Origin of the sequence: [Bacillus] enclensis (genome assembly GCF_001456935.1) — a bacterium.
GTDB lineage: Bacteria > Bacillota > Bacilli > Bacillales > Bacillaceae_B > Rossellomorea > Rossellomorea enclensis.
In genome coordinates this window covers 68,634-92,401 of sequence record NZ_KQ758484.1, presented here as the reverse complement: position 1 = coordinate 92,401, position 23,768 = coordinate 68,634, and the positions used below count along the sequence as shown (strand labels likewise).

At 48.1% G+C, this 23,768-nt stretch carries 25 protein-coding genes; 17 read left to right on the top strand and 8 right to left on the bottom strand.

The window, feature by feature from the left end:
• Positions 1 to 31 precede the first annotated feature (31 nt).
• From AS034_RS13215 to AS034_RS13185, 7 genes are all read left to right on the top strand, one after another.
• Positions 32 to 823 (top strand): AAC(3) family N-acetyltransferase, encoded by a 792-nt coding sequence (locus AS034_RS13215; protein WP_058298842.1) that lies wholly within the window; start codon positions 32 to 34, stop codon positions 821 to 823.
• A gap of 360 nt (positions 824 to 1,183) precedes the next feature.
• Complete coding sequence (locus AS034_RS13210) at positions 1,184 to 1,891, top strand: DNA alkylation repair protein (protein ID WP_058299138.1); 708 nt, start codon at positions 1,184 to 1,186, stop codon at positions 1,889 to 1,891.
• Between the two features lie 4 nt (positions 1,892 to 1,895).
• Positions 1,896 to 2,114: a hypothetical protein gene (locus AS034_RS13205; protein WP_058298841.1), complete on the top strand. Its 219-nt coding sequence runs from the start codon at positions 1,896 to 1,898 to the stop codon at positions 2,112 to 2,114.
• 411 nt (positions 2,115 to 2,525) lie between these two features.
• A complete protein-coding gene (locus AS034_RS13200; RefSeq protein WP_058299137.1) occupies positions 2,526 to 3,212 on the top strand; it encodes a response regulator transcription factor in 687 nt (228 codons plus the stop codon).
• 1 nt (position 3,213) lies between these two features.
• A complete protein-coding gene (locus AS034_RS13195) occupies positions 3,214 to 4,227 on the top strand; it encodes a sensor histidine kinase (RefSeq protein WP_058298840.1) in 1,014 nt (337 codons plus the stop codon).
• 79 nt (positions 4,228 to 4,306) lie between these two features.
• Entirely contained in the window at positions 4,307 to 4,990 is a 684-nt protein-coding gene (locus AS034_RS13190; protein WP_032085751.1) for an ABC transporter ATP-binding protein, read from the top strand.
• The gene (locus AS034_RS13185; RefSeq protein ID WP_058298839.1) at positions 4,987 to 7,569 is read left to right on the top strand and encodes an FtsX-like permease family protein; all 2,583 of its coding nucleotides are present in this window, start codon (positions 4,987 to 4,989) and stop codon (positions 7,567 to 7,569) included. Before AS034_RS13190 ends, AS034_RS13185 begins: the two co-directional genes overlap by 4 nt.
• A gap of 258 nt (positions 7,570 to 7,827) precedes the next feature.
• Here the strand turns inward: AS034_RS13185 and AS034_RS13180 are convergent, their stop codons facing one another.
• Positions 7,828 to 8,781 carry an MBL fold metallo-hydrolase gene (locus AS034_RS13180; RefSeq protein WP_058298838.1) on the bottom strand — a complete coding sequence of 318 codons (954 nt, stop codon included), beginning with the start codon at positions 8,779 to 8,781 and terminating at the stop codon, positions 7,828 to 7,830.
• 432 nt (positions 8,782 to 9,213) lie between these two features.
• Positions 9,214 to 10,509, bottom strand: coding sequence for an MFS transporter (locus AS034_RS13175; protein ID WP_058298837.1), 1,296 nt, complete (start codon positions 10,507 to 10,509; stop codon positions 9,214 to 9,216).
• A 252-nt stretch (positions 10,510 to 10,761) separates the two neighbouring features.
• Between AS034_RS13175 and AS034_RS13170 the strand changes: the two genes are divergently transcribed.
• The 6 genes from AS034_RS13170 to AS034_RS13145 all read left to right on the top strand — a co-directional run bounded on the left by AS034_RS13170 (position 10,762) and on the right by AS034_RS13145 (position 14,663).
• Positions 10,762 to 11,490: a hypothetical protein gene (locus AS034_RS13170; protein ID WP_058298836.1), complete on the top strand. Its 729-nt coding sequence runs from the start codon at positions 10,762 to 10,764 to the stop codon at positions 11,488 to 11,490.
• The gene (locus AS034_RS13165; protein WP_058298835.1) at positions 11,487 to 11,741 is read left to right on the top strand and encodes a hypothetical protein; all 255 of its coding nucleotides are present in this window, start codon (positions 11,487 to 11,489) and stop codon (positions 11,739 to 11,741) included. Before AS034_RS13170 ends, AS034_RS13165 begins: the two co-directional genes overlap by 4 nt.
• Before the next feature lie 27 nt (positions 11,742 to 11,768).
• Complete coding sequence (locus tag AS034_RS13160; RefSeq protein WP_058298834.1) at positions 11,769 to 12,233, top strand: hypothetical protein; 465 nt, start codon at positions 11,769 to 11,771, stop codon at positions 12,231 to 12,233.
• A 150-nt stretch (positions 12,234 to 12,383) separates the two neighbouring features.
• A complete protein-coding gene (locus AS034_RS13155; protein WP_058298833.1) occupies positions 12,384 to 12,725 on the top strand; it encodes a PadR family transcriptional regulator in 342 nt (113 codons plus the stop codon).
• 2 nt (positions 12,726 to 12,727) lie between these two features.
• Complete coding sequence (locus tag AS034_RS13150; protein ID WP_244888157.1) at positions 12,728 to 13,231, top strand: chloride channel protein; 504 nt, start codon at positions 12,728 to 12,730, stop codon at positions 13,229 to 13,231.
• Between the two features lies 1 nt (position 13,232).
• On the top strand, positions 13,233 to 14,663 hold the full coding sequence (locus AS034_RS13145; protein WP_058298832.1) for a serine hydrolase domain-containing protein: 1,431 nt from the start codon (positions 13,233 to 13,235) through the stop codon (positions 14,661 to 14,663).
• A gap of 253 nt (positions 14,664 to 14,916) precedes the next feature.
• Here the strand turns inward: AS034_RS13145 and AS034_RS13140 are convergent, their stop codons facing one another.
• Positions 14,917 to 16,350 (bottom strand): sodium:solute symporter family protein, encoded by a 1,434-nt coding sequence (locus AS034_RS13140; protein ID WP_058298831.1) that lies wholly within the window; start codon positions 16,348 to 16,350, stop codon positions 14,917 to 14,919.
• Between the two features lie 12 nt (positions 16,351 to 16,362).
• Positions 16,363 to 17,469 carry an NAD/NADP-dependent octopine/nopaline dehydrogenase family protein gene (locus AS034_RS13135; RefSeq protein ID WP_058298830.1) on the bottom strand — a complete coding sequence of 369 codons (1,107 nt, stop codon included), beginning with the start codon at positions 17,467 to 17,469 and terminating at the stop codon, positions 16,363 to 16,365.
• 176 nt (positions 17,470 to 17,645) lie between these two features.
• Between AS034_RS13135 and AS034_RS13130 the strand changes: the two genes are divergently transcribed.
• Positions 17,646 to 18,338: a FadR/GntR family transcriptional regulator gene (locus tag AS034_RS13130; RefSeq protein WP_058298829.1), complete on the top strand. Its 693-nt coding sequence runs from the start codon at positions 17,646 to 17,648 to the stop codon at positions 18,336 to 18,338.
• Between the two features lie 215 nt (positions 18,339 to 18,553).
• Here AS034_RS13130 and AS034_RS13125 read toward each other — a convergent pair whose 3' ends face one another.
• The 3 genes from AS034_RS13125 to AS034_RS13115 form a co-directional block, all read right to left on the bottom strand.
• Positions 18,554 to 19,270, bottom strand: a complete 717-nt coding sequence (locus AS034_RS13125; RefSeq protein ID WP_058298828.1) for an alpha/beta fold hydrolase — start codon at positions 19,268 to 19,270, stop codon at positions 18,554 to 18,556.
• Between the two features lie 40 nt (positions 19,271 to 19,310).
• Complete coding sequence (locus AS034_RS13120) at positions 19,311 to 19,826, bottom strand: DinB family protein (protein WP_058298827.1); 516 nt, start codon at positions 19,824 to 19,826, stop codon at positions 19,311 to 19,313.
• Positions 19,827 to 19,903: 77 nt separating this feature from the next.
• The gene (locus AS034_RS13115) at positions 19,904 to 20,386 is read right to left on the bottom strand and encodes an HXXEE domain-containing protein (RefSeq protein WP_058298826.1); all 483 of its coding nucleotides are present in this window, start codon (positions 20,384 to 20,386) and stop codon (positions 19,904 to 19,906) included.
• Positions 20,387 to 20,526: 140 nt separating this feature from the next.
• Between AS034_RS13115 and AS034_RS13110 the strand changes: the two genes are divergently transcribed.
• A complete protein-coding gene (locus AS034_RS13110; RefSeq protein WP_141687718.1) occupies positions 20,527 to 20,901 on the top strand; it encodes a hypothetical protein in 375 nt (124 codons plus the stop codon).
• Positions 20,902 to 21,039: 138 nt separating this feature from the next.
• The gene (locus tag AS034_RS13105; protein ID WP_058298824.1) at positions 21,040 to 22,074 is read left to right on the top strand and encodes a zinc-binding dehydrogenase; all 1,035 of its coding nucleotides are present in this window, start codon (positions 21,040 to 21,042) and stop codon (positions 22,072 to 22,074) included.
• Positions 22,075 to 22,629: 555 nt separating this feature from the next.
• Here the strand turns inward: AS034_RS13105 and AS034_RS13100 are convergent.
• Positions 22,630 to 23,238, bottom strand: coding sequence for an FMN-binding negative transcriptional regulator (locus AS034_RS13100; RefSeq protein ID WP_058298823.1), 609 nt, complete (start codon positions 23,236 to 23,238; stop codon positions 22,630 to 22,632).
• Positions 23,239 to 23,391: 153 nt separating this feature from the next.
• On the opposite strand from AS034_RS13100, the gene AS034_RS13095 reads away from it, so the two are divergent.
• Entirely contained in the window at positions 23,392 to 23,754 is a 363-nt protein-coding gene (locus AS034_RS13095; RefSeq protein ID WP_058298822.1) for a YciI family protein, read from the top strand.
• The last annotated feature ends 14 nt before the right edge of the window (positions 23,755 to 23,768 follow it).

Here is a 23,768-nt window from a genome sequence, read left to right as displayed (position 1 = left end):
AGAGTCATAGATTTGAGGGGTGGGGAGATTCATGGAGAAGGGGAAACTCATCACGAAGAATCAGCTGAAGAAGGATCTGGAGGCATTGGGTGTAAAAAAAGGAATGACGGTCATGGTGCATTCTTCATTGAAGTCGGTCGGGAGAGTGATCGGGGGTCCGGTTTCTGTCATCATGGCCCTCGAGGAAGCCGTCGGTGCGGAAGGGAACATCGTGATGCCCACCCAGACCGAGCAGCTGTGCGACCCTTCTGAATATGAGGGGGATTTAAGCGAGGAAGAGATGCGGGTCATCCGGAACCATCTGCCGGTGTATCATCCCGACTTGACGCCGACCTGCTATATGGGCTTCATCCCGGAAACGTTCAGAAAGCAGGACGGTGTATTCAGGAGCGCTCACCCCCATACTTCGTTTGCGGCATGGGGGAAGGATGCAGCATACATAACGGAAAACCATGGGATGGACTTTGCGCTGGGTGAGAAGTCACCGCTTGGGAAAGTGTATGAACTTGACGGCAGGATCTTGCTGCTCGGTGCGCCGGCGGATTCGAATTCGTCTCTGCATCTTGCCGAATACAGGCAGGAGAACAGTTTTGTGAAGGAAAAGATATGGGATGTAAAAGTGAAGCAGGGTGAGGAAGAAGTGTGGACAACCTATCGGGACATCAACAATGACTCGGATGATTTCGATCGGATTTTTGAGGATTACAGGCGGGATACGAGTGGAGTGATGGAAGGGAAGGTCGGGGAGGCAAAAAGTTATTTGATGCCGATGAGAGAAATGGTGGAGTATGCGGTTGGGTGGATGAACGGGAATAGGGAGTGAACAGGTGGAAAGGGCTGTCATTGCAGGCGGTTCTTTTTTTATAGAGGAAAAAAAGAACGGGAAGAGAATACTACTACTAAATGGATAATGAATGAGGAGGAAGTCGATATGACTAATGAAGCAGCACCGAAAAGTGAGTTGCCGAAGTTGAGCAAGCCTGCAGAACGGGGACTTCACAATGCCGGGTTTTACCGGGTGGAGCAGTTTACCGGAGTGACAGAGGAGGAAATCCTGAAGCTTCACGGGGTAGGGCCAAAAGCGGTGAGGATGTTGAAGGAAGTTCTTGGCGAGAAGGGACTTTCTTTTGCGGGAGACAAGAAAGTTGATACAGGCGGGAAAGCCGGAGAAGGAGTCGAGAATCTGGATGCCGGTACCGTGATGAGGGAGCTTGAAGCGCTCGGTAAGGAACGGATGAAGAAGATGTACATATCAAACGGTGCGAAGGAGCCGGTGTTCGGCGTGGCGACGGGAGCGATGAAGCCGCTGGCGAAGAAAATCAAGGTGAATCAGGAGCTGGCGGAGCAGTTGTATGCAACGGGGAACTATGATGCGATGTACTTTGCGGGCATCATCGCCGATCCGAAGGCGATGACCGAGGCGGATTTTGACCGCTGGATCGACGGGGCTTATTTTTACATGCTGTCTGATAATGTGGTGTCGGTGACGCTTGCAGAGGCGGATATCGCACAAGAAGTCGCCGATAAATGGATTGCTAGCGGGGAAGAACTGAGGATGTCGGCAGGCTGGAGCTGCTACTGCTGGCTGCTCGGGAACCGGAAAGACGAAGAGTTTTCAACGGAAAAGCTTGAAGGAATGCTTGAAACGGTGAAAGAGACCATCCATGATGCGCCGGAACGGGCGAAATCAGCGATGAATAATTTCGTGTATACGGTCGCCGTTTCCTATGTGGCGCTTCATGAGAAGGCGGTTGAGATTGCAGGGGAAATGGGGCCGGTTGAGATGAAGCGGGATGGGAAGAAGCCGAGTATCCTGAATGCTTTTGAGGAGATTCAGAAGCAGGTTGACCGGGGGAGGATCGGGTTTAAGCGGAAGTATGTGAGGTGTTGATGAAATGATATTCTGGAAAATATTCACGATTACCTTTATAGCGTGCGCTGCCCTCCTCACCCTGATCGGCTTCCTGTTTGATATCGTTTGGTTGAAGACGATGCTTATCTTGGATGGAGAGAATGGGTTCACCGGGATCCAGGGGTCGATTACGACGGTGATGGTGTCCCTGGCCGCGGGGGTTGTGTTTGCACGGATGGCGGTTTTGAAGGAAGGAAATTGATTGAACCGGGGGAGAGCCCCTGGTTCTTTTTTTGACTGGAAATCGATTATTTTCCCCGGCTTTATAGTTGAAATAGACAAATTAATCTTTTGAGAACGTGGAGGGCAGTTTTTATTATGCGAGGAGGACGATTGAGACGCGAAGGGGTATAAATGCAGGCAACTATTCAGGTTTATGGGACACTGTTTTAAAAATACGAGCCAGATTCCAGATTTACGGGCCACATTTCAAAAATACAGGCCGCATTCCAAGTTTATGAGCAGCTTAGAAAAATTCTAATTAAAACCCGTCTGGATTCCCCGGTCCGCCAAACCCGGCCCCGTCTCAAACCGGGTCACGGTACCTGTCCCCCCGACCCATTCCCGTGGTAAGATATGGGTAACTTTTATTTGAGGCTGGGGTGTGTTTGGTGTGAGGATTTTGCTTGTGGAGGATGATCGGACGATTGCGGCGGGGCTTGAGTATTCGCTGCGGCAGGAGGGTTTTGAGACAGTTCTTTGTTATGATGCGGGGTCCGCGAAGGCGGAGATTCGGGACCGCCTTGACGGGATTGATCTGTGTTTATTTGATTTGACACTTCCGGATGGGAGCGGGTATGAGTTGTGTGAGCTGGTGAAGAAGCAGGGGGATAAGCCGGTGATCTTTTTGACGGCGCTGGATGATGAAGTGAATGTGGTGATGGGGCTTGATATGGGGGCGGACGATTATATTACGAAGCCGTTCCGTATCCGTGAGCTCCTGTCGAGGATCCGTTCGGTGCTCAGGCGTTATCAGAAGCAGCCGGCCCAGACGAATGTGTGGTTGGAAATCGGGGACATCCGCATACATACGCTTGAGGGGAAGGTCTATAAGCATGGAGAGGAAGTCGTGCTTACCGCCCTTGAATACAGGCTGCTGCTGATCTTTGCCAACCATGTCGGACAGGTGCTGACGAGGGCGCAGCTGCTCGACCGGATATGGGATGTCGCCGGTGATTTTGTGAATGACAACACGCTGACCGTGTATATCAAGCGGCTGCGTGAGAAGCTTGAAGACGATCCTCAGCGGCCGGAGATCATCAAGACGATTCGCGGCATGGGCTATAAGGCGGGTGATTGAGATGTGGAGGAACCGGGAGATCAAGCTGTTTTTCATCGCCATCGGGATTGTCACCATGGCCGGAACCGCGGCTGCAGGATTTCTGCTGTCCATCCAGTCGGCAGGCATGGTGTTCATGACGTCCCTGCTGCTCGCTCTCTGCAGTGTGTTTTTCACAAGGTGGCGTTACCGGGAGATTGAGAAGCTGTCGGGATACCTCAGAAAGATCAGCAGCGGGGATGTCAGTCTCGATCTTCGCGACAATCATGAAGGCGAGCTGAGCATTTTGAAAAATGACATCTACAAGGTGACGCTGATGTTATCCGAGAGCCGTTCTCAGCTGGAGCGTGACAAGCTGACATTGACGGATGCCCTGTCGGATATCTCGCACCAGCTGAAGACACCGCTGACGTCGATGACGGTGATGGCGGACCTCCTGAGCGACAGTTCGCTTGAGGAATCGAAGCGTGCGGAGTTCACCGGGAATATCCGCGTGCAGCTTGAACGGATCGAGTGGCTCGTCTCGTCGCTCCTGAAATTATCGAAGATCGATGCGGGGACCATTGCGTTTAAAAAAGACCGGGTCCCTCTGCGTGACTTGATCGACAGGGCCGTACAGCCGGTGCTGATCCCGATGGATATCAAGGAGCAGACCCTCATTGTGAACGGAACGGAAGATGCAGCATTTACCGGTGACCTGCGCTGGACGGCAGAAGCACTGATCAATATCCTGAAAAATTGTGTGGAACATACAGGGGACGGCGGGACGATTTCCATTTCATATGAGGAAAACCCCCTTTTCACGGAAATATCGATTGCCGACGACGGGCCGGGGATATCGAAAGAAGACCTGCCTTACATATTCAGAAGGTTTTATAAAGGAAAGAATGCAGGGGATGACAGCGTCGGGATCGGCCTGGCGATGGCGCACAGCATCATCACCGGTCAGCACGGGGATCTCGAGGTCAGGAGTGAAAAAGGGGATGGCACAGCGTTCTTCATCAAATTTTATAATAGGAACGGGCAAAGTGAATAGATTGTCACTTTCCGAGTCACTTTACAGTCATATTAGGCAGATATACTGAGGGCATCACCTGAAATGTTGGAGGAGAATTATGAGTATCGTACAAATTGAAAATCTGTCTAAAATCTACGGAAAAGGGGAAACGGCGGTCAAGGCACTGGATGACGTGTCGTTTTCCGTGAATAAGGGCGAGTTCGTGGCCATCATCGGTCCATCGGGGTCTGGGAAATCGACGCTTCTTCATTTACTCGGTGGCGTCGACCGGCCGACGAGCGGGAAGGTCATGATCGACAACACGGATATCTATCAGCTGGATGAAACGCAGCTGGCGATATTCAGGAGGAGGCAGATCGGTCTGATCTATCAGTTCTATAACCTGATCCCGATCTTGACGGTAGAGGAAAACATCACGCTGCCGATGCTGCTGGATCAGCATAAGGTAGACAGCGGTCAGCTAGAATCGATCGTGTCGACACTGGGGCTTGATCAACGTCTAGATCACCTGCCGAACCAACTGTCGGGCGGACAGCAGCAGCGCGTCTCGATCGGCCGGGCGCTGATCAGCAATCCTGCGATCATACTGGCGGATGAGCCGACAGGGAACCTCGACAGCAAGAACAGCAAGGAGATCATCGAACTGTTGAAGATGTTCAACAAGACATACAACCAGACGCTGATCGTCATCACGCACGATGAGCGAATCGCCCTGCAGGCGGACCGGGTGATCGAAATCGCAGATGGAAGGGTTGCAAAGGATGAGGTGATCCGTCCATGAACATCATCAATAAACTGACCCTGCGATCCCTTAAGGAAAATAAAAAAAGGACGCTCGTGACCATCATCGGTGTCATCATTTCCGTCTCGATGATCATGGCCGTTTCGACGCTCGGGGTTTCATTCCTCGACATCATGAAACGGCAGTCGATCGCGGATAACGGCGAATGGCATGTTCAGTACAGCAACGTCAATGCCGGCCAGATCGATGCGATTACAGGTGACGGGGCAACAGAGAAGCTGATACTGTCAAGCAATGGCGGTTATGCAAAGCTTGAAGGGGCCAAGGTTGATGAAAGGCCCTATCTTTTTTTGAAAAAATATAATGAAGAGGGCTTGAAGGAGTTCCCGATTGAATTGGTGGAAGGAAAGCTTCCTTCTTCGAAAAACGAAGTGGCCATCTCCGAGCAGGTCGCGAAAGATGCGGGTGTACAGTTTGAGATTGGAGATGAAATCACCCTGGATATCGGGAAACGTGAAATCGAGGGGGAAGAAATCGAACTCGGCCAGAATGATCCTCTGCAGCGCGGTGAGAACGGCGTCACGGAAGAGCTCAAGGTGGACTCGACTGAAACATTCACCGTGACTGGTGTCATCAAGCGCCCATCCTGGGAACCGTCATGGTCTCCCGGCTACACGATGATCGGTTATATCGATAAGGGTTCCATGAAGGATTCCGAACAGGTGAATGCAGTAGTCATCCTTGATAAAGTGAAGGCTTCGTTATTCGATCATGCCAAGCAATTGGCGGAGGAGAACGACATCGAGAAGGTGGGTTTCAATAACGAATTGCTCCGCTACTACGGTGTGACGGATGATGACAATCTGCGTTTTACGCTGTTTTCCATGCTCGGCATCATCATGGGCGTCATCATTGTCGGTTCGGTTTCCCTCATTTATAACGCATTTGCCATCAGTGTCTCAGAGCGAGCCAGACATCTCGGCATGCTGTCGAGTGTCGGGGCGACGAAGAAACAGAAGAGGGACTCTGTCTTTTTCGAGGGTGCTGTCATCGGCGCCGTCAGCATCCCGGCCGGTCTTCTGGCCGGAATCGGGGGCATCTCGGCAACCTTTTGGTTCATCAATTCGTATGTTGACGGGGCACTGGGGATATCAGAGAAACTTCAGACCGTCGTCACGCCATCTTCTGTTCTGCTTTCCTGTCTGATTTCGGTCGTGACCATCTTCATCTCGACCTATATGCCTGCCCGGAAGGCATCGAAGATCTCAGCCATCGATGCGATCAGGCAGACCCAGGACGTCAAGTTGTCCGGGAAGACGGTCAAAACGTCCAAACTCGTCCGCAAGGTGTTCGGACTGGAAGCTGAGATCGGCCTGAAAAATCTGAAACGAAATAAAAAGAGATATTATGCGACGGTCATTTCCCTTGTCGTCAGCATCGTCCTTTTCTTATCGGTGTCTTTTTTTACGGATAACCTGAAGAAATCAGTGATGATGTCGCAGGATGGGGTCGATTACGACATCCAGGTTTACGGGAAAGGCGGGGATTCCGCTGAGCTTGAGGACCTTGCCCGTGTGGAGGGTGTGACGGATCAAAGTCTGCATAAAACCATGCAGCTTTCATCATTGATCGATAAAAAACAATTCCCTGAAGAATTGGAGAATATGATCGAACAGGAAAACATACCGCTGGAAAACGGCCGATATCAATATTATGTGAATTTCTACGGGCTGGATGAACAGAGCTTCAAGGAGTATGCGGAGAAGGCGGGAGCCGATCTTGAGGCGTTCTCTGATCCAGAACAACGGGCGGCGATTGTCATCGATGAGATTTCCTACCGTGATCCGGCAACTGGTAAATTCGTCGAAACCTCATCCATCAAGGCGGTCCGGGGGGATGAACTCGAGTTGACCTTCACGGATTTTGATACAAATAAAAGCGAGCCGTTCGGGAAGGTGACCATAGGGGCACTGACCGATCAGGTGCCGATGGGAATCGGGACGGCGATGGCCGGAGGATTGGATATCATCGTGCCTATGGATACACTGGAGGCGATGGCGGGGAGCCTGATAGAAAGCGGGGTTCAGAGCCAGCTTTTCCTGGAAAGCTCCGATCCGATGAAGACCCAAAAAGCCCTTGAAGAAGCGGCACCGTCAAATCTGTACATTTACAACGTCTATGAAAGGCGCCAGCAGGAAGAGCAGATGATCCTGTTCCTATCCGTCTTCACATACGGGTTCATTACCTTGATTTCACTCGTTTCGATCGCAAACATCTTCAACACGATCTCAACCGGCATTTCACTCCGGAAACGTGAATTCGCGATGCTGAAATCAATGGGGATGACTCCTAAAGGATTCAACAAAATGATCAACTACGAAAGCATCTTTTACGGCGTCAACGCCCTCTTGTTCGGGCTCCCGATCAGCATCGGGGTCATGTACCTCATCCACAGAGCGGTCGGAGGGACCTTCGAATACGGATTCGAACTGCCTTGGTTCGACCTCCTTTTCGTCATCATCGCCATCTTCATCATCGTCAGCTCGGCCATGCTGTATTCGATCGGGAAGATCAAGAATGAGAACATCATTGAAGGGTTGAAGCAGGAGAATATGTAGGGAATACGATAATCAGGACCGGTTCCGTGACTAGCGGGGGCCGGTTTTTTCGTGGGTTGGTGATGTTTTGGGCCATTGGGGGAGCTGGGTTCCGGTACGTTATGAAAACAGTGGAGCCAAGACCCAGTAAGCTTCTTTAAGGGTGCTTCTATTCCTCTGTATAAAAAGTATACCGTTTCGTGGGGGTGCCTTTGCTTCCGCTTATGCCCCTCCAAACCCGGGAGGCAGGCCGGAAATCAGATAAGCGTACGTCCAGATCTAAGTTGTTTTACCACAGTAGAATTCATATATTTTTGAAAGGTTCCCCTCGATTCCGCCAACGCCCATCCAATTTTTATAGGGAAGAGGTGCTTCGAAGCGGGTAATAAGTGATTCCAGAGGGACGTGCTTGTTGATAGCATCAGTCAAAGTATCTTTTAAAAATGTGACATATCCTTCTAGTTCATTCAACAGTTCTTTATTTCCGACATTCCCATGGCCAGGGACATAGGTGGTGATGTTCAACTCTCTTACTCTTTCAAATATGTGAAGAAATTCTTCGGGGTTAATGATCGGTACATGCAGATTTTCCGTGAGGAGATCCCCCATGAAGGCAATCTTGTCTTCCGGTAAATACATGAAGGTGTCGCTGGGTGTGTGTCCCCCTCCCAGGCAGTGCAATTCCACTTTTCTTTTCGACCCTTTTAGGAGCAGTTTCTTTTCAAAAAGGACGGATGGAAGGACGATTTCTAGACGGGGTATGTCGTTCAGGACCTTATTCATTTCGTCGTACTGGTTCTCAAGGCTGGCTTTGAGGATCGGATCCCGGGTGAGGTCAATTTGTTGTTTTAAACTTCGCAGGTACTCTTTTGTATGTTCTATTTCTTTTTTAACGTCTCCAAGCTTGTTTTTTTCCTTGGACAGCTCTTTTGTTTCAACGGTGGAGATGATGGAAGCATCGCGGAATGCTTGATTGCCGAAGACGTGGTCGCCGTGGTAGTGGCTGTTGATCAGGTACTTTACCTTTTTACCCGTAAGGAGCTCTGCCTGGTTTCTTAACTCTTGGCCTGCAGATGGGGTGGTAAATGAATCGAAGACGAGTACTTCATCCCCGAGATCCACGATCCCAGCATTGCTCCAGGCGCCTTTTCCGGGTATGGCGATGGCGGCATAGACCCCGTCAGTTAATGAATACAGTTTGAAGAAGTCAGTCTTTTTAATGAAGGTTGGCATGATGGATCCCTCTTTTTCGTCGGATTGGTATTTATTAGTATTTAACATGAGGATGGTGAATTCCTGCTTGGGGTTGCAGGGGGGACAGGTACCGCGGATCATCTTCGTCTGATTTTTGATGGAGGAAGGATTCGGCCAGCCAGTTTAGAATGATTCTCATAAGATCATATATTTCGATTTAGGATCGTATATTTAAAAATAGGATCATAAAATTGGAATGAGGATCATATATTTCTAGTTAGGATCATAAATCTCTGAAATGGATCATATATCTTGTCTGGAAGGTTTCATTGGATGAAATTAAAGGGGAGATTGTGGCTTTTGAAGGGTTTTTGCACAAAATTTGAAAAAACCTTCTGAAACGAAGCTGAAATAAGTGGATTTTCTAATAAAAACGAGCAGGACCAAGCTTCGTCAGCATGGTCCTGCTCTTTAGTTTGCTTGTTTTTTCGTCTTGCCGGTTTGCCTGTTCCCCATGAGATACCAGATCGTTGCCGGAATGAGGATCAGGGAGATGATTCCGCCCCCGATGGAAAGGGCCGGGTAGCTGGAGAACGCGACGATGATGCCTGAGAGCACACCGCCGGAAGCTCCGGCGAGGGCGATGAAGACATCGACGCTTCCCTGGGTTTTGGCACGGGTGGCGGTATCCGTCGAGTCGACAAGGATGGCCGTGCCGCTGATCAGACCGAAGTTCCAGCCGAGTCCAAGCAGCGCGAGGGCAATGGCGAGAATCACAATCGAGTCGGTCGGCGCTGCTGCAGCTAGGATCCCGGCTGCAAGAAGAGTAAGCGCGGCCGCTGCAACCATCGGCATCCGGCCGATTTTATCGACAAGCACACCGGTGATGAGCGACGGCAGGTACATCGCACCGATATGGATTCCGATGATCAGGCCGATGGCCGTCAACCCGTGGCCGTGGTGCCCCATGTGGACGGGGGTCATGGTCATGATGGCGACCATGACGATCTGTGTCAGGATCATCACAGAAGCCCCAAGGAAAATCCCCCGGCTGTTTTTTGTAGAAGACGTGACTGATTCCCTGACCTTGGCTGTTTCCTCAGACTTTGAAAGCGCCATCGCCAATACATAGGGGTCCGGCCGCATAAAAATGAAGATGACGATGCCGGCAAGGGTGTAGGCGGCAAAAGCCAGGATAAATGGTCCTCCCAGAGGGGGGATCCCGATGGAGACAGCGAATCGGCCCATCACATCAACGAGGTTGGGTCCGGCGACCGCACCGAATGTTGTTGCCACCATGGCAAAGCTGACCGCCGTAGCCCGCTGTGCCGGTTTTGCCAGGTCGGTCCCTGCATAGCGCGTCTGCAGGTTTGTGGCAGTCCCGGCTCCATAAATCAATAGCGAAATGAAAAGCAGGATGACGGAATGGGTGACAGCCGCAGCGACGGCCCCGGCAGCACCGATCCCGCCGATCAGGAAGCCGATGGAAAGACCCGTCCGTCTTCCGTAACGCTGGGAGAGCCTTCCGACAAACATGGCCGCGCCTGCTGAACCCAGCGTGAAGAGGGCGACGGGGACGCCGGAAAAGCTGTCCGTCCCGAGCATATCCTGGGCGAGAAGCGCGCCCACCGTAATGCCGGCAGCGAGCCCCGCCCCTCCGAAGACCTGGGCGATCATGATGATGATTAATGTTTTTTTATAAATAGCCTGCTGGTGTTCAGGGGAATCCAGGCAGTCTTTTATCGCAAGTTCATTATGTGCATTCATGGTATCCTTCCAATCTGTACGTGGGAATATATGTTCACTTTATCATTCTATTAGTCTCTTGATTATCTTATAAACGTTTAGTTGATTATATACCTTAATGGGTATGTATGAAAAGCGTTCAGAATGAAAAGTCTCCCTTATTATTTTTGAGGCAATGAGGAAAGGGCTTTTTCTATAGTGGGAATGAATGGTAAAATAGAGGCTTATATTGGATGTATCGGAGTTAAATAGAAAAAGAGAGGAAAAGGGATTATGTTTAATTTGGACTTTACAGGGGATGCCGTATCAGTAGCGCTGGATGTACTGGCATGGCTGGTGATCGGATTGCTGGCTGTCAGGCTGTACCGGAAACAGCAGGCGAAACCGCGGGTGTGGAAGGTTGTCGTTGCCATATTGGCAGGAGTATTCGCGTTCTCGATTGACTGGGAGATGGAAGGGACGATGATGAGGTTCCCTGTGCTGCCGCTAGGCGTGTGGATACTGTATGCGGTTTTGAACCGGGTGGAGGACCGGTGGGACAATTACAGGCGATTTGCCTGGCTGGGGTTTGCCGGGAATTTTATTTTCCTGGCAGCATCGTTGCTTTCAATCCTGCTGTATTCGGCGGTGTATCCGGAGGGTGATCTCTCGACGCATATCGCGGATACGGATGAGGCTTCGATCATCGCCACTCATCCTTCTGGGGCCGGGGATGCGGCCCTGGATCGCGGGAAGTTCGCGGATCAACTGGCTTCTGCTGAACAAGAAAGAGTGGATAGCGATGGCTGGTACGAGGAAATGTTCCAGGAATCAGACGGCGAGAGGAACCGGAATGAGCGTTTTCCTTATCAGATGACCGGTGTTTCTTCGAAGTGGGGAAGCGGGAAGAAGCCGATCATCTATGTGGAGGAAGACGGGAAGGGGATCCTGGTCTCCACCTCTCGGAATCAATATTATTATAGATTGGATGATTCGGTATTGAAGGGAGGAGCAGCCAGATGACGATGAAAATGAAAGCCATTCTATCAGGGGCTGTACTCTTTCTGGTGGCCGGATCTCTGGCAGTTTACTGGTTTTATTTTTCAGAGCCAGATGCACTGCCTGGTGAAAAACAGATGGTAAAAGCAATCAACGGCCTGCTCCCTGAAGCGAATGCCGGGGAAATCCAGGAAGTGATCAAGGTTGACGGTAAACACGTGGCGGCCCCCTTCATCTCAAATGAAGGGGTATATGGAGTAAGTACCTGGGTGTGACACCGTCATAAATGGAAGCTTGGGACCGTGCGCACGAAAGGGGAACCGAAGATTTGGAAGGTCGATCCTGAAGATCCGTCAACGTACCGGATCGTGTGGAATATCAATCCTTCAGAAAAGAACGTCGATACGCTGAATTTTTATTATAAAAGGGACCGGAACTATTCCGTTTCCGGCACACGTCATGAATACACCCCGAGCATCCGGATGAAAAAGGAAGTTTCGTTTGGCGAGAACCCATACGGAGTCCTAAAGCTGCCGGATGATTGGATCGCAGTGATGGAAGAGATGGCCGATGGGGCATCTCACAACGGCGTTTTCCCCTTGGAAGGAATCATGCGCCAGGTGGCTTCCGGCATCGGATGGATCCCGCTTGATGAAAACGGTAAGGAAACCTTCCCCGAAAGCGCAGTGAATGGCTCGAGCTACCATACTGGGCTAGTGGAGGAAGAACATATCATGATTGTGAATCTGGTTGAAGTTGTCGAATGAATAGATTGTGGGTCGCGGGGACAGGTACCGCGGCTCTTTTTTGATCCGCTTCGGTATTCTGCCGGGGCGGTTTTTTTTGAGTAGTTCGGCGAATAAACTTAATAAAAATATATACTTGATTCCGATATATAATTATGTTAAATTTTTCCTATGAATAGAACCAGTTTGATTAAAGGTCATTTGGAAATGTGTGTGTTGTCGATATTGTCGACAAAAAAGAGCTATGGGTATGAAATCATGAAGGAGCTGGAGAATCACCGCCTGCAGTTGAAGGGTGTGGGGAGCATTTATCCGATCCTTACGAAATTGAAGGAGTCAGAGCTTGTTGAAGACAGCCGGGAGCTGACGGAAAGCGGGAAAATGAGAGTTTATTATGAAATCACTGACAGGGGGAGGAAGGTGCTTCGGCAGAAAATAGACGAATGGCTGGAGCTGCAGAAGGATATTCGTTCATTGCTGGAGAGCGGTTCAGAAGGAGAGGGGGCGGAGTGAAGATGGATTGGATGACGGCGGAGGAAAAACAATTCGTTAATGAAGTATTGGCTGCGTTGAAGGAGTATGGAGTCCGTTTGAAGGAGCGGGAAAAGGTGAAATTTCAGATTGTGGAACATATACAAGAATCACATGAGCATGGAACCGACGCCTTGGAAGAGCTCGGGGGTCCTGAAGCTTTTGTAAAAGATTATGTGGAGATCAACGAAATTGATGTTCACTCCCGCATTAAGAAGACTCATCTCACAAAAAAAGAATCGGGCCGTTCCATTTTGCCAGCCCTTCTCGCATCAGCGGTTGTTTATTTTATGTCGCAAATTCTTTTCTCTTTATTTTTAACGGAAGCATTCAATCCACTAAGGTCGAACGATTTCGAGTACAATCTCCTCTACCGGATTTCAGGGAATTCGTGGTGGAACAGTCTTCTTGTACTGGTGAGTATTGGGATTGCCGTGCTTGCGGGGGTGCTTATTCAAACGATGAATAAGCGAAAGATGGGTGCGTGATATGAAAATAAAGAAGCGCATGCTTATGGTTATGGGGTGCTCTCTGATCTGGAGTTTGCTGGTGACAGGCTGGCCGGTGTCCGCTCAAGAAGATGTGGAGACTGAACTGGATCATTATATTGATGGGTATGTGGATGAGTACCGGGTTCCGGGGGCATCGGTCATCCTCTTGAAGGAAGGGGATGTGTTTTATTCCAAGTCGTGGGGTGTCACGGGGGAAAAGGAAGAGGTGGTGACCGCTGACACGCCGTTTACGATTGGTTCGATCAGTAAATCATTGACGGGCCTTGGTGTGATGAAGCTGGTCGATGAGGGTCTGATTGAATTGGATGATCCGGTCCGGAAACACCTCCCGTGGTTTACGCTGAGTGATGAAGAGGCGGCGGGGCGGATAACGGTCAAGCAGCTGCTAACCCAGACGAGCGGGCTGGGTACGTACACCGGGCTTATTATGTCAGATCAGGAAGCAAACGATCTAAGTGCAATCCGCGAGAATGTAAAGAACCTTGCAGATGTTGAATTGAGTGCACCTGTCGGGCAAAAACATCTCTACAGCAATTCGAATTTTATGATTCTGGGTGCCCTCATCGAAGAGGTGACGGGTGTTGGTTTTTCCGAGTATATGGATCAAAGCGTGCTGAAGCCGCTAGGGATGGAGCATGCTGCTGGTAACCGTGAGGCTGCTTATGAGAATGGATACGCTCGAGGCTATCAGTCATGGTTCGGGATGCCGGTGAAAAGTAGCGTTGCTTATGACAATGGCGGTGCTCCTTATGGATACATGACGGCAAGCGCGAATGATATGGTGAAGTTTCTTTCGTTTTTGAACGGGGAGGATAGGGATGGGCTTTTAAGTGAAGAAAGCAAGTCGCTTTATCTTACGCCTCATGTCCAAACGGGGGAAGACCGTTATTATGGGCTGGGAATCCGCGTGTCAAATCCGGGCTCGCCTGAAGAAATGATCTGGCACTCCGGCTCGACCCCCGATTCGCATTCGGAGTTTTTTACGATGCCTGAAACCGGGTGGGGCGGTGTGCTTCTCACCAATAAAAATAATGTCTTGGAAGAAGAAGGCCTCTATTATTTAAAGATGGGAATCATTGATATTCTTAACGGGGATGAACCTGGTGAGATTCCGGGGAATACACCTGTGATTCAGTTGATCCTTCTTCTGGTGACGGTTTTGCTTGCGGGGTTACTGGTGTTTTTTATAAGGAAGCCGGTTTTGAAAAGGGTAGGAGGTTTTGTAACGGGTAGTGTGTTGATTGCTTTATCGTTTGGCCTCATTCCGGCGCTGAGTTATGTTTCGCAGTCGCCGTGGCATGCAGTGTGGATGTTTTCTCCTGATTTGGCTTTTTTGGTGATGGTGATTGCCGGGTTGTTGGGGTTGAATGGGATTTGGGTATTTGCCGGGGCTTTAATGAGAAGATAGGAGAGTGGTACCTGGGAACATGGTCCGCTTTTTTAATGTTACTCGATAAGAAAATAATTCTTGAGATTTTGCAACTATTAAAAACTAAATTGAAACTAAAAAACCCGAATTAACTTGAACCTTACAATAAGTTAATTCGGGTTTTACTGAGACTAAAGCCAGTTTCTTAAAATGATAGTCTTTAAATCAAATTTCGGTGATCAGTAGTATGAGCTTCGATAAAATTGCTCTTATTTTAAACACATTGAAGACATTAGTTCACCATAGATTTTTTTTCACCATTGCTTTTCATATTTTCATCTTTCTTTTGTGTCAGGGCAGAACCAATAATCAATCCTGCAAGCGAGAATAATAACCCGTAAATGACGTAAGGAATAGTAGTATCAAAATAATGGGCAACACCGGTTCCCAATACTCCAAGCAGCATGCTGGCCATACCGCCTTGAACGGTAAGGAATGTTGATTTTCTTAAAGCGTAGCCCACAAAAATGGGAACCAGCAACGCTCCTGCAGAATAAGCATACGTGGCTACAAGCCAATTGAGGGCCCCGGAAAATTGGGTGGCCATCAGGTAAGCGACTGCTACAACTGCAACGGACAGCCATCTCGATAAGCTAAGCATCTTCTTTTCACTTACAGAAGGGTTGATATACGTCTTGTAGATGTCCCGTGTCAGATTGACCACGACGGATTGTACACCACTGTTGACTGTGGACATGATTGTCGCAATGATGAAGCTTGCATATAGTGCCAAGAACCATGTCGGCACTTGAGTTAGGAACCACCCTGCTGCATCCTCGGGATTGGATAGTGATGGATTCATCGCATGAATCGACATTCCCATCGTTGCAGCCCACACTTCCACAAGCAAGATGATGATGGCAGTGGATAATAAAGAAATCCTTACTCCTTTTGTATCTTTGGAAGCATAAATTCTTTGATAATACATTTGATTGGTCAAGGTACCCGGGAGGATGGACAGCGTCCAAAGAAGAATGGAAAGCCCGCCAACCGCCCCAAGTCCTTCTGGGAACTTCCATGACGTCTCAGGTACGCTTTGTGTAATCTCACTGATTCCCCCGGCCATATTCAGTACATAGAAAACGGAAAGCACTGACATGCATAACATTAAGATTCCAAAGACAAAATCGGTCCAGGCAATCGAGGTTAAACCTGACGGGAGGACATAAATTAAGCTGACTAGTGCCAGGAAAAACATAAGTATGGCAGGTTCAATTCCCGTAATCGCTTCAAGGAGCCTGCCGAATGCTACAAGCTGAGTCGCCACCCACCCAAACGGAACGATGATCGTCATGAAGGCTGTGATGGAAGTAAGAACAGGGTGTTCGCCGTAAATCTTTTTGATGACATCCGGAAGTGTAGTAAAGCCTTGCTCCCTGAGCCACCTTGAAAGAAGCACAAGTATGAGAAGTCCCGAACCCAGGATCAGGCCATAGGTTATGGTCGACCACCCGCTGGAGTAGCCGATCCCGACGTGGGCTACGAGCATTCCTCCTCCCATTGCTGTAGCAAACTGTGTGCCTACAACAACGTACACAGGAAGAGATCTCCCCCCGATGGCCCATTCCTCGTCACCTTTTTTCTTCCTGCCAATATAGAGGGAAAATAAACCGGATAAAACAATTACGATAGAACTGCTGATTAAAATGGGTATGAGATTATTCATTATGATCCTCCTTTATTGGTTATTGATGATTTTTTGAGCTTCTCCGTGTTCAACGTATTGGAGTATTTCATGTAAGGTCATTTGACTTAGTCCTAATCTGTCTAATGTTCTGGCCGAACTTTTAAAGTCATCTTTAAAGATAGAGGAAGATAGTTGAATAATAGCGTCAATAGTCGGTGTGGGGACATTTGCTGCCCTGGCCAGTTCTTGCATTGGAATGAGCCCCATCGGTATATCTTCAGTAAAATACCTGCTTGAAAAAGAATTTGCTCCTGTGATGGTCTTATAAGCCTGGTTGTTTTGTACAAGCTCTTCCATTGTATCTCCTTCAACTCCGTAAAAGCTACGCAATAAATCTTTGGTGGAAGGCAGGGAAAGCTGATAGGCTTTTCCAATCTCCAACCGTTCTTCGTCCATTTTATCAAGTAAAATGCTGATACCCCCGGTGATCCCTTCCCAATAGTGAAGGAAAGGTATTTGTTTTTCTACTTGAGGCAAATTGAATAATGATGGTGCCGGGTGAAGAATCGCATTAACATTGCCGAGGCTGATTTCCAGTACATTTTCACCTTTTCTAAACTCCGGGAATACAGGTGACAACAATTCGTAAACGCTTTCAATTTTATTGGAAGGAAACGTAGCGAACGGAAGATACCTTTTCACCCCAAAGATTGAAACATGGCCGGCCTTCTTCAATCGGCATGCAAATAAGAGGGACTGTGTTTCAGCCAAAATGATTTCAGCAGAACAACCACTTTTCTTAAGTTCTTGATGGAACTCCAGTGCTCCACCGGTGGAACCAGGATTTAAAATAACGATCTGGTCATCTTTCAAATAGGGAGCACAGTTCCTGGCGATAATCCGGTGGGCATTAGCAGGAGCAACAACCATAAGAACATCGGAAGAATCAATTAGCTCCTTCATATCCGTGGTGGCATTTCTAACGGGTGCGAATCCATTTAACTGACCATCCACATATACTCCGCCTTGGTCATTAATTACTTCAACAACCTTCGGGTCAATATCAAACCAATTCACCTCTACCTCTTTCATTCCCAGATAAGCGGCAAATGCATGGCCGCCATTACCGGCACCGATAATACCAAAATGCAAACTCATAAATTCATTCCTCCTAAGTGCATAATGTTTAAATATCCTATTGTCCTACATTTTAACAGGTGCGTTTTTAAAAAGAAAGAGTTTTCTGAAAAAATTTCTGAGCCCTTTAAAACTCGCTATCTATCGTAAAGATATGTATACTAAATGTAGGACAATTGTACATTGAGGTGATCGGTTTGTTTAAACCTGTAATTAAAAATGCGTTGTATAAAGACGTAGTGGAACAGCTTTTAGAAGGAATAAAGAAAGAAACGTGGGCTCCTGGAGAGAGATTTCCCGGTGAAATGGAGTTATCCAATCAATTTCAAGTCAGCAGGAATTCAATTAGAGAAGCGTTAAAAAGCCTGCAATTAATGGGAGTGATTGAATCGTTCCCGGGTAAAGGAACTTTTGTAACAGAAGAAGCCATCCGTAAAATAAAAAACACGGAGCTCATCAGTCTGATGAGTGATCGGGAGAATTCTTATAAAGATTTACTGGATGTCAGGATGGCCATCGAGACCCAGGCTGCCTTCCTAGCTGCTCAAAGAATAGATGCGGAGGGAATTGAAGAACTTGAAAATGCCCTTCAGAAGCTTAAGACGAAAATGGAAAGTCGGCAGGACTATGGGATTGAGGGGTATAATTTCCACATGACCATCGCCGAACTATCTAAAAACCGCTTCATCATTTTATTTTTCCAAACGATATCGGAAGAATTGATCGCCCAGCGCAACCCTCACTACCAGGAAAAAATTGATAATGATAAATCCTTACAGGATCATATTGATGTTTTTAACGCGATTAAAGCGGGGGATCCAGATTCAGCGAGAGATGCTATGCATAAGCATTTTATTCATGCCATTGCAGATTTAGGGGACGATTATTAGGGGATGGCGAGTCAAGTCACGCGTTTTATCCAGTTGACTGAAAAATAAAATGCAAAAAGGCAAACACGTCAATGTGTTTGCCTTTATTAATAATCTCTTTCAAGGTAAGACAGCTAATAGCTGTGTGTATGGGGTTTAGGAGACGACAGGTTATAAGGACCAAGTAACTGGACAATAACTTTAAGAAAGGGAAACAAACGGCACACTTTTTGTATTTAGTCTAATTTTCTCAACCATTCTGCCAATTCCGCAACCATCTCATCCGTAAAAACATGATTGACCCCAGCATAAACCCTGAACTCCACATTGGTTCGTTCCCCTGTCTCCGTGAGATATCTGTAATAGTCTTTCTGTCCTTCAATCGAAACAAATTCGTCGGAGTCGCCATGGATGAGGAGGACGGGGGATGGACTGATTATTCTTTTGACGGGATCATATTCGGTTAATTCCTTTTCGATCGCACCCGGAATCTCGCCCCGTCCATCTGCTTCTCTGAACAGCTTTTCGGATAGTAGGAAGGAGCCCGATCCGTTGATGTTAGCGAGACCGGAAAGCTTGTGTTCACGGGCGAAGATGCCAGTGGCGATGAAGCCGCCCATGGAACTGCCGGCGACCACGATATCTTCTTTCGGGATTCCAAGTGCAGTGACAAACTGATCAAATTCTTCAATTGTCTCGACGATTGTTTTCCAAAAATAGTGCTGTGTTGTCCTTTGGTCGAAATGATTGGAGAGCGATTCCCTTGTATCGTGGTAGATGATTTCAGGGACGATGACACGGTATCTTGTTTTCGCCATTTCGTTTGCTGCATCATGGTAACCTGCAGCGGATCCTCCCCAGCCGTGGTAGAGGATGAGAGTTTTCTGGGGGATCCCCGGGCTGGCCGGGGTGGTGGAGTGGTATTTAAATTTGCCGGTTTGATGCTTTTGCATGATAGACCTCCTTTTGGGTGCATGCCCAGGATTCTTTTCCCTATGATTGCGGCTTCAGCATTTTTCTGATCATTCGGATCTGGCCTCTATGATTAATTTCATCTTCAAATACATGAAACCAGATGAAGTAGTTATTAGAAGGGTGATTGTCCCATAATTTATTTTCATATAACCAATCATCGTTAAGGTTAGCCAGTTCTATCAAGGTTCTGCTTCTCACTTCTTCCAGTTTGTCTGTATAAAACTCTAGAGGATGTCCTTTGATATGCGCTCGCCCTTTATCTCCAAGACTGTATGGAGGACCCCATTCTTCCATTTCTCGTTCATTCGGTCTCCTGCCATCAAAAATCTCTATTTGAAATCCTTTTTCCACAGCTGCCATATGCAGTAAAAGGGCACCGATACTGTTACCGTCCTTGCTCGGTAAATAATCCAAATCGGAAGCGGATAAACCATCTACAGCTTCTATCGTTGTTTTCCTTGCATAATTCATTTGTGAGACAAGATGACCAATTTGGGGGCTGAATCCCTTTATATTTTCGATTTTAAATTCCATCTAACTTGCACCTCGTTTATTCATTTAAAAGTTTGTCTGCGCTGCTTAATAAGTTCCTATAATGATAGCCTCAATAGTTAATAATTAATAAAACTGTCCCCCAACATAAATAAAATCGGAATCAATGCCAGCAAGAGAACCCCCATCACGACCGTGGAGAGGAAGATTTCTTTTCTGGATATCCGTTTTTCCCTGTGCAATCTGTAGAGGATGACCGCATTGACCGGGATGTTCAGCAGGAGGGCTGTGCCGACTCCAGGGGCGTATGTTTTCGTTAGGATGGATGCCAGCAGATGTGGGAAAACGGCATTGACGATCATGGAACCGAGGAATCCGGTGAAGGCCCATTTTATCCATTTTGATTCTGGGAAGCTTATATATAAAAAAGATGCCAGATAGGCAAGTGCGGTGATGATAATGACCGCAAAATGAAACTCATTAGGGGTCACGGGCTTCTGGATGGCCATTCCCATTTGCGACCACTGTGGGAGCCAGAGGGCTTCTTCGAGATTATGGAGGCTGATGGCGAGGCAGAAGAAAAGGGCGTAATGGGTGTTTATGGTGATGACCTCCTTTGGGCTGGGTCTACGTTCAAATGGAGTTGGATGTAGTATATTTTACCATATAGAAGATTTAGAGGGTTATAGGGATTATCCAAAATATAGTAAACTATAGGAAAACATGAAGGGTGGAACCTTTTTTGATAGCAAAAAAGCGGTTGATACCAGGCTTCTTTGCGGTTATGTGCCTCTTGGGTATTTCAGTTTATTGGATTTACCGTGCTCCGATTGTCGAGGGGGATTTTGATGAGTTGAGGATTTCGACGCAGGGACAGGAAGTTAAAGTCATAGACGATAAGGAACAGATCCGTGAGATAATGGAACAAATCAATACGAGCAGCCGCAGCTGGCATCCGCAGAACGGGTTCCGCTATGATTATCTGCCTCATGGGATGCTGACTTTCAAGAAGGGGTCTGAGAAGGTAGAGCTGGGAATGGTGCTGCCGAAAGGGAATGTGGTGACGAAGTATTGGGAGGTTGAGACGGGGTTTGGATTTGGCGGGGGATCCCGGTGACTGGGTATTGTCCCGGGTCCCAACAATCACGGCTCCCTCATGAACCATTGGGATACGTTTAAAAAAAGGGAAACAACAAATAATAAGTTCTGTATTTTACATAATCAAATAAATCTGATTCGACAAAGGATGATAGCGATGAAAGCGGTGCGAGTAACTGGATATGGGGATGTCGATAAGCTGGAATTGGTGGATATCCCGGTCCCGGAACCTAAAGCAAATGAAGTACTTGTGAAAGTGAAGGCCTGCGCGATCAATAATACAGAAATCTGGATGAGGGAAGGGGCTTACGGGAGCGGCACAAAATCGGGATGGCGGCCGGAAGGTGTACAATTCCCGCGGATTCCCGGCTCGGATATTACGGGGCAGGTTGTGAAGGTTGGAAGTGCTGTCCCCCAATCGATGGCGGGCAGGGATGTGGTGCTTTTTCCTTTTACATCGAGCGGGGAAAGTGGATTGGAACATATTTCGGAGGATATGTCGTTCATCGGATCTGAGTATGACGGCGGGTATGCTGAATATGTCGTGTGGCCGGCTGAACTCTGCTTTGATATGCCTCTTCCAGGCTATCAGGAAAGCGCCGTTTTTTCGGTGAGCGGGCTGACAGCGTGGCATATGGTGAACCAGATTCAAGTTCAAGCCGGAGAAACGGTGGTGGTCACCGGGGCGAACGGCGGGGTGGGCTCGTTGAATGTGCAGATTGCGTCAAAGGTGTGTGGAGCCAAGGTCTTTGCGGTCATTGGTGACTTGGCCGGGGAAGAAAAGCTGAAGGAATTAGGCGCAACCCATGTCGTATCCTATCACTCCGAACACCTGGCAGAAGACATTCTTAATGTGAACGGGGGTCCGGTCGACTCCGTGCTGGATGTCGTGGGGGATGCTTTATTCGACACGTCTCTTCAAGTTTTGAAAAAAGGCGGGAAGTTTTGTATATCAGGCTCTGCCGGGGGCCAGCAGACGAATCTGGATTTTCGGACACTGTATTTAAAACACATCACCATGTACGGTTCGGTGCTGGGGACTAGGGCAGAGTTCAAAGAGATGCTGGGAGCCATTTCTGAAGGAAAACTAGTGCCTGTCATCGATAAAACCTTTCCATTGGAACAAGCGAAAGAAGCACAGGTGTATTTTAAGGAAAAAGGGAAGCTGGGGAAGATTGTATTGCTGCCTTGAGCGGGTCAGGGGGACAGGTACCGCGGCTCATTTTTGTGTGATCTTTGGAATGGAGAGGAGAATATTCAGGATTCTAGTTTAGAATGATTCTTGTAAGATCATATAATTTGAATTAGGATCATATAATCTGAATTAGGCTCATAAAATCGGGATTAGGATCATATATTTCCAATTGGGCTCATAAAATCAGATTTAGGATCATATTTGATGCCTGATCCTTCTCTCTACTGAAATAGCGGGCCGGAATCCGGTTGAAAACTGGATTTCTACAAAACACTGCAGAGAATTTTTTAAAAATAAGTCATTTTGACTCACTTTTCTTTGAAAACAAGGGGGCATGGCCATGATTCGCAATTATGGCCATGCCCCTATTGAAATATTTTTTAAATCATTTCGATTAATTTCCGGCCAGATCATTGGGATCTATTTGGAACTTCATATTTATTAGGTCTCTGACTTCATTGGCATCAATGAAGTATACAAGTTTTACTTTCGAGGACATATTTCATCCCCCTTATTAAATGAAATTTCACTCTTATTTTGTCTGCTCTGCCTTCACTTCAGACTTCTCTTCATCCACTCCGCAATCTCCCTCTCATCGTCCCTGGGAATCTGTTCGAGCTGCCGGATCACCCGTTCACGACGCTCGGCTGGATGGTTTTGGCTTAGTTTTGCTTTGCCTTCGATTTTCGTGATATGCAGCTTGAATGCCTGGATGCCTTTGCTCAGTCCGGCGAGATATCCGGCATCTACGTTTTCCAGGCTGTAAGGGCTGTCGGGAGCTTCGTATGCTGCGACCAGCTCTTCTAAAGATTTCATGCTCTCATCGGTATCATGGACGAGCTCCATTTTTCCGTACACATGGACAGTGACGTAGTTCCAGGTGGGCACGGTTTGATCCGTCTCATACCAGGACGGGGAGATGTAGCAGTGCGGACCGTGGAAAATGGCGAGCACAGTTTGGGATTCGATGTCCTTCCACTGCGGGTTCGGTCTGGCGAAATGGCCGTGTAAACAGGTTTTATCCTCATTAAGCTGCAGCGGCAGATGGGTGGCGATGGGCATGCCGTCGCCCTGGGAGATCAGGGTGGCAAAGCCGTTTTCGCTGATAATGCTATGGGCGGTCGTTTCGTCTGTGATTTTAAAATATGGCGGGATATACATAGCGGCACTCCTTTTTAAGTCTATGAAGGATAGATTCTGTAAAAAGAGACGAATCCCTCTTTATTTTGCCATGCGGCTGCTTAATCCGGAACAAGGGATTTCCCGCAGGACGTCGAACTTTACATGTAATGGTTCAGAAAAGGAGACGGTGAAATGAAATTTCTATGCGTGGGCTATTTTAATCGGGAAAAGATGGATGCAAGGCCGGAGGAAGAGATCAATGCCGTCATGGGAGAGTGCGAGCCGCATCTTCAGGAGTTGTACGAAACTGGGCAGGTCCTGATGGATGCAGGTACGGGTCTTGAAGCGAAACATATAAGACGGGGTGGCGGGAAAGTGATCGTGAGTGATGGGGAAGAAACCGGGGAGATGATCGGAAGCGTGTTCCTCATTGAAGCAGAGGATCTGGATGCCGCAGTCGGTGCGGCGAGGCTGCATCCGGCTGTGCAGGTGGAGGGCGGGGAAGAGTTTGGCTGGCGTATTGAAGTCAGGCCCGTCCACTATTTCAAAGAGTAAAAAAAGACCGGCCG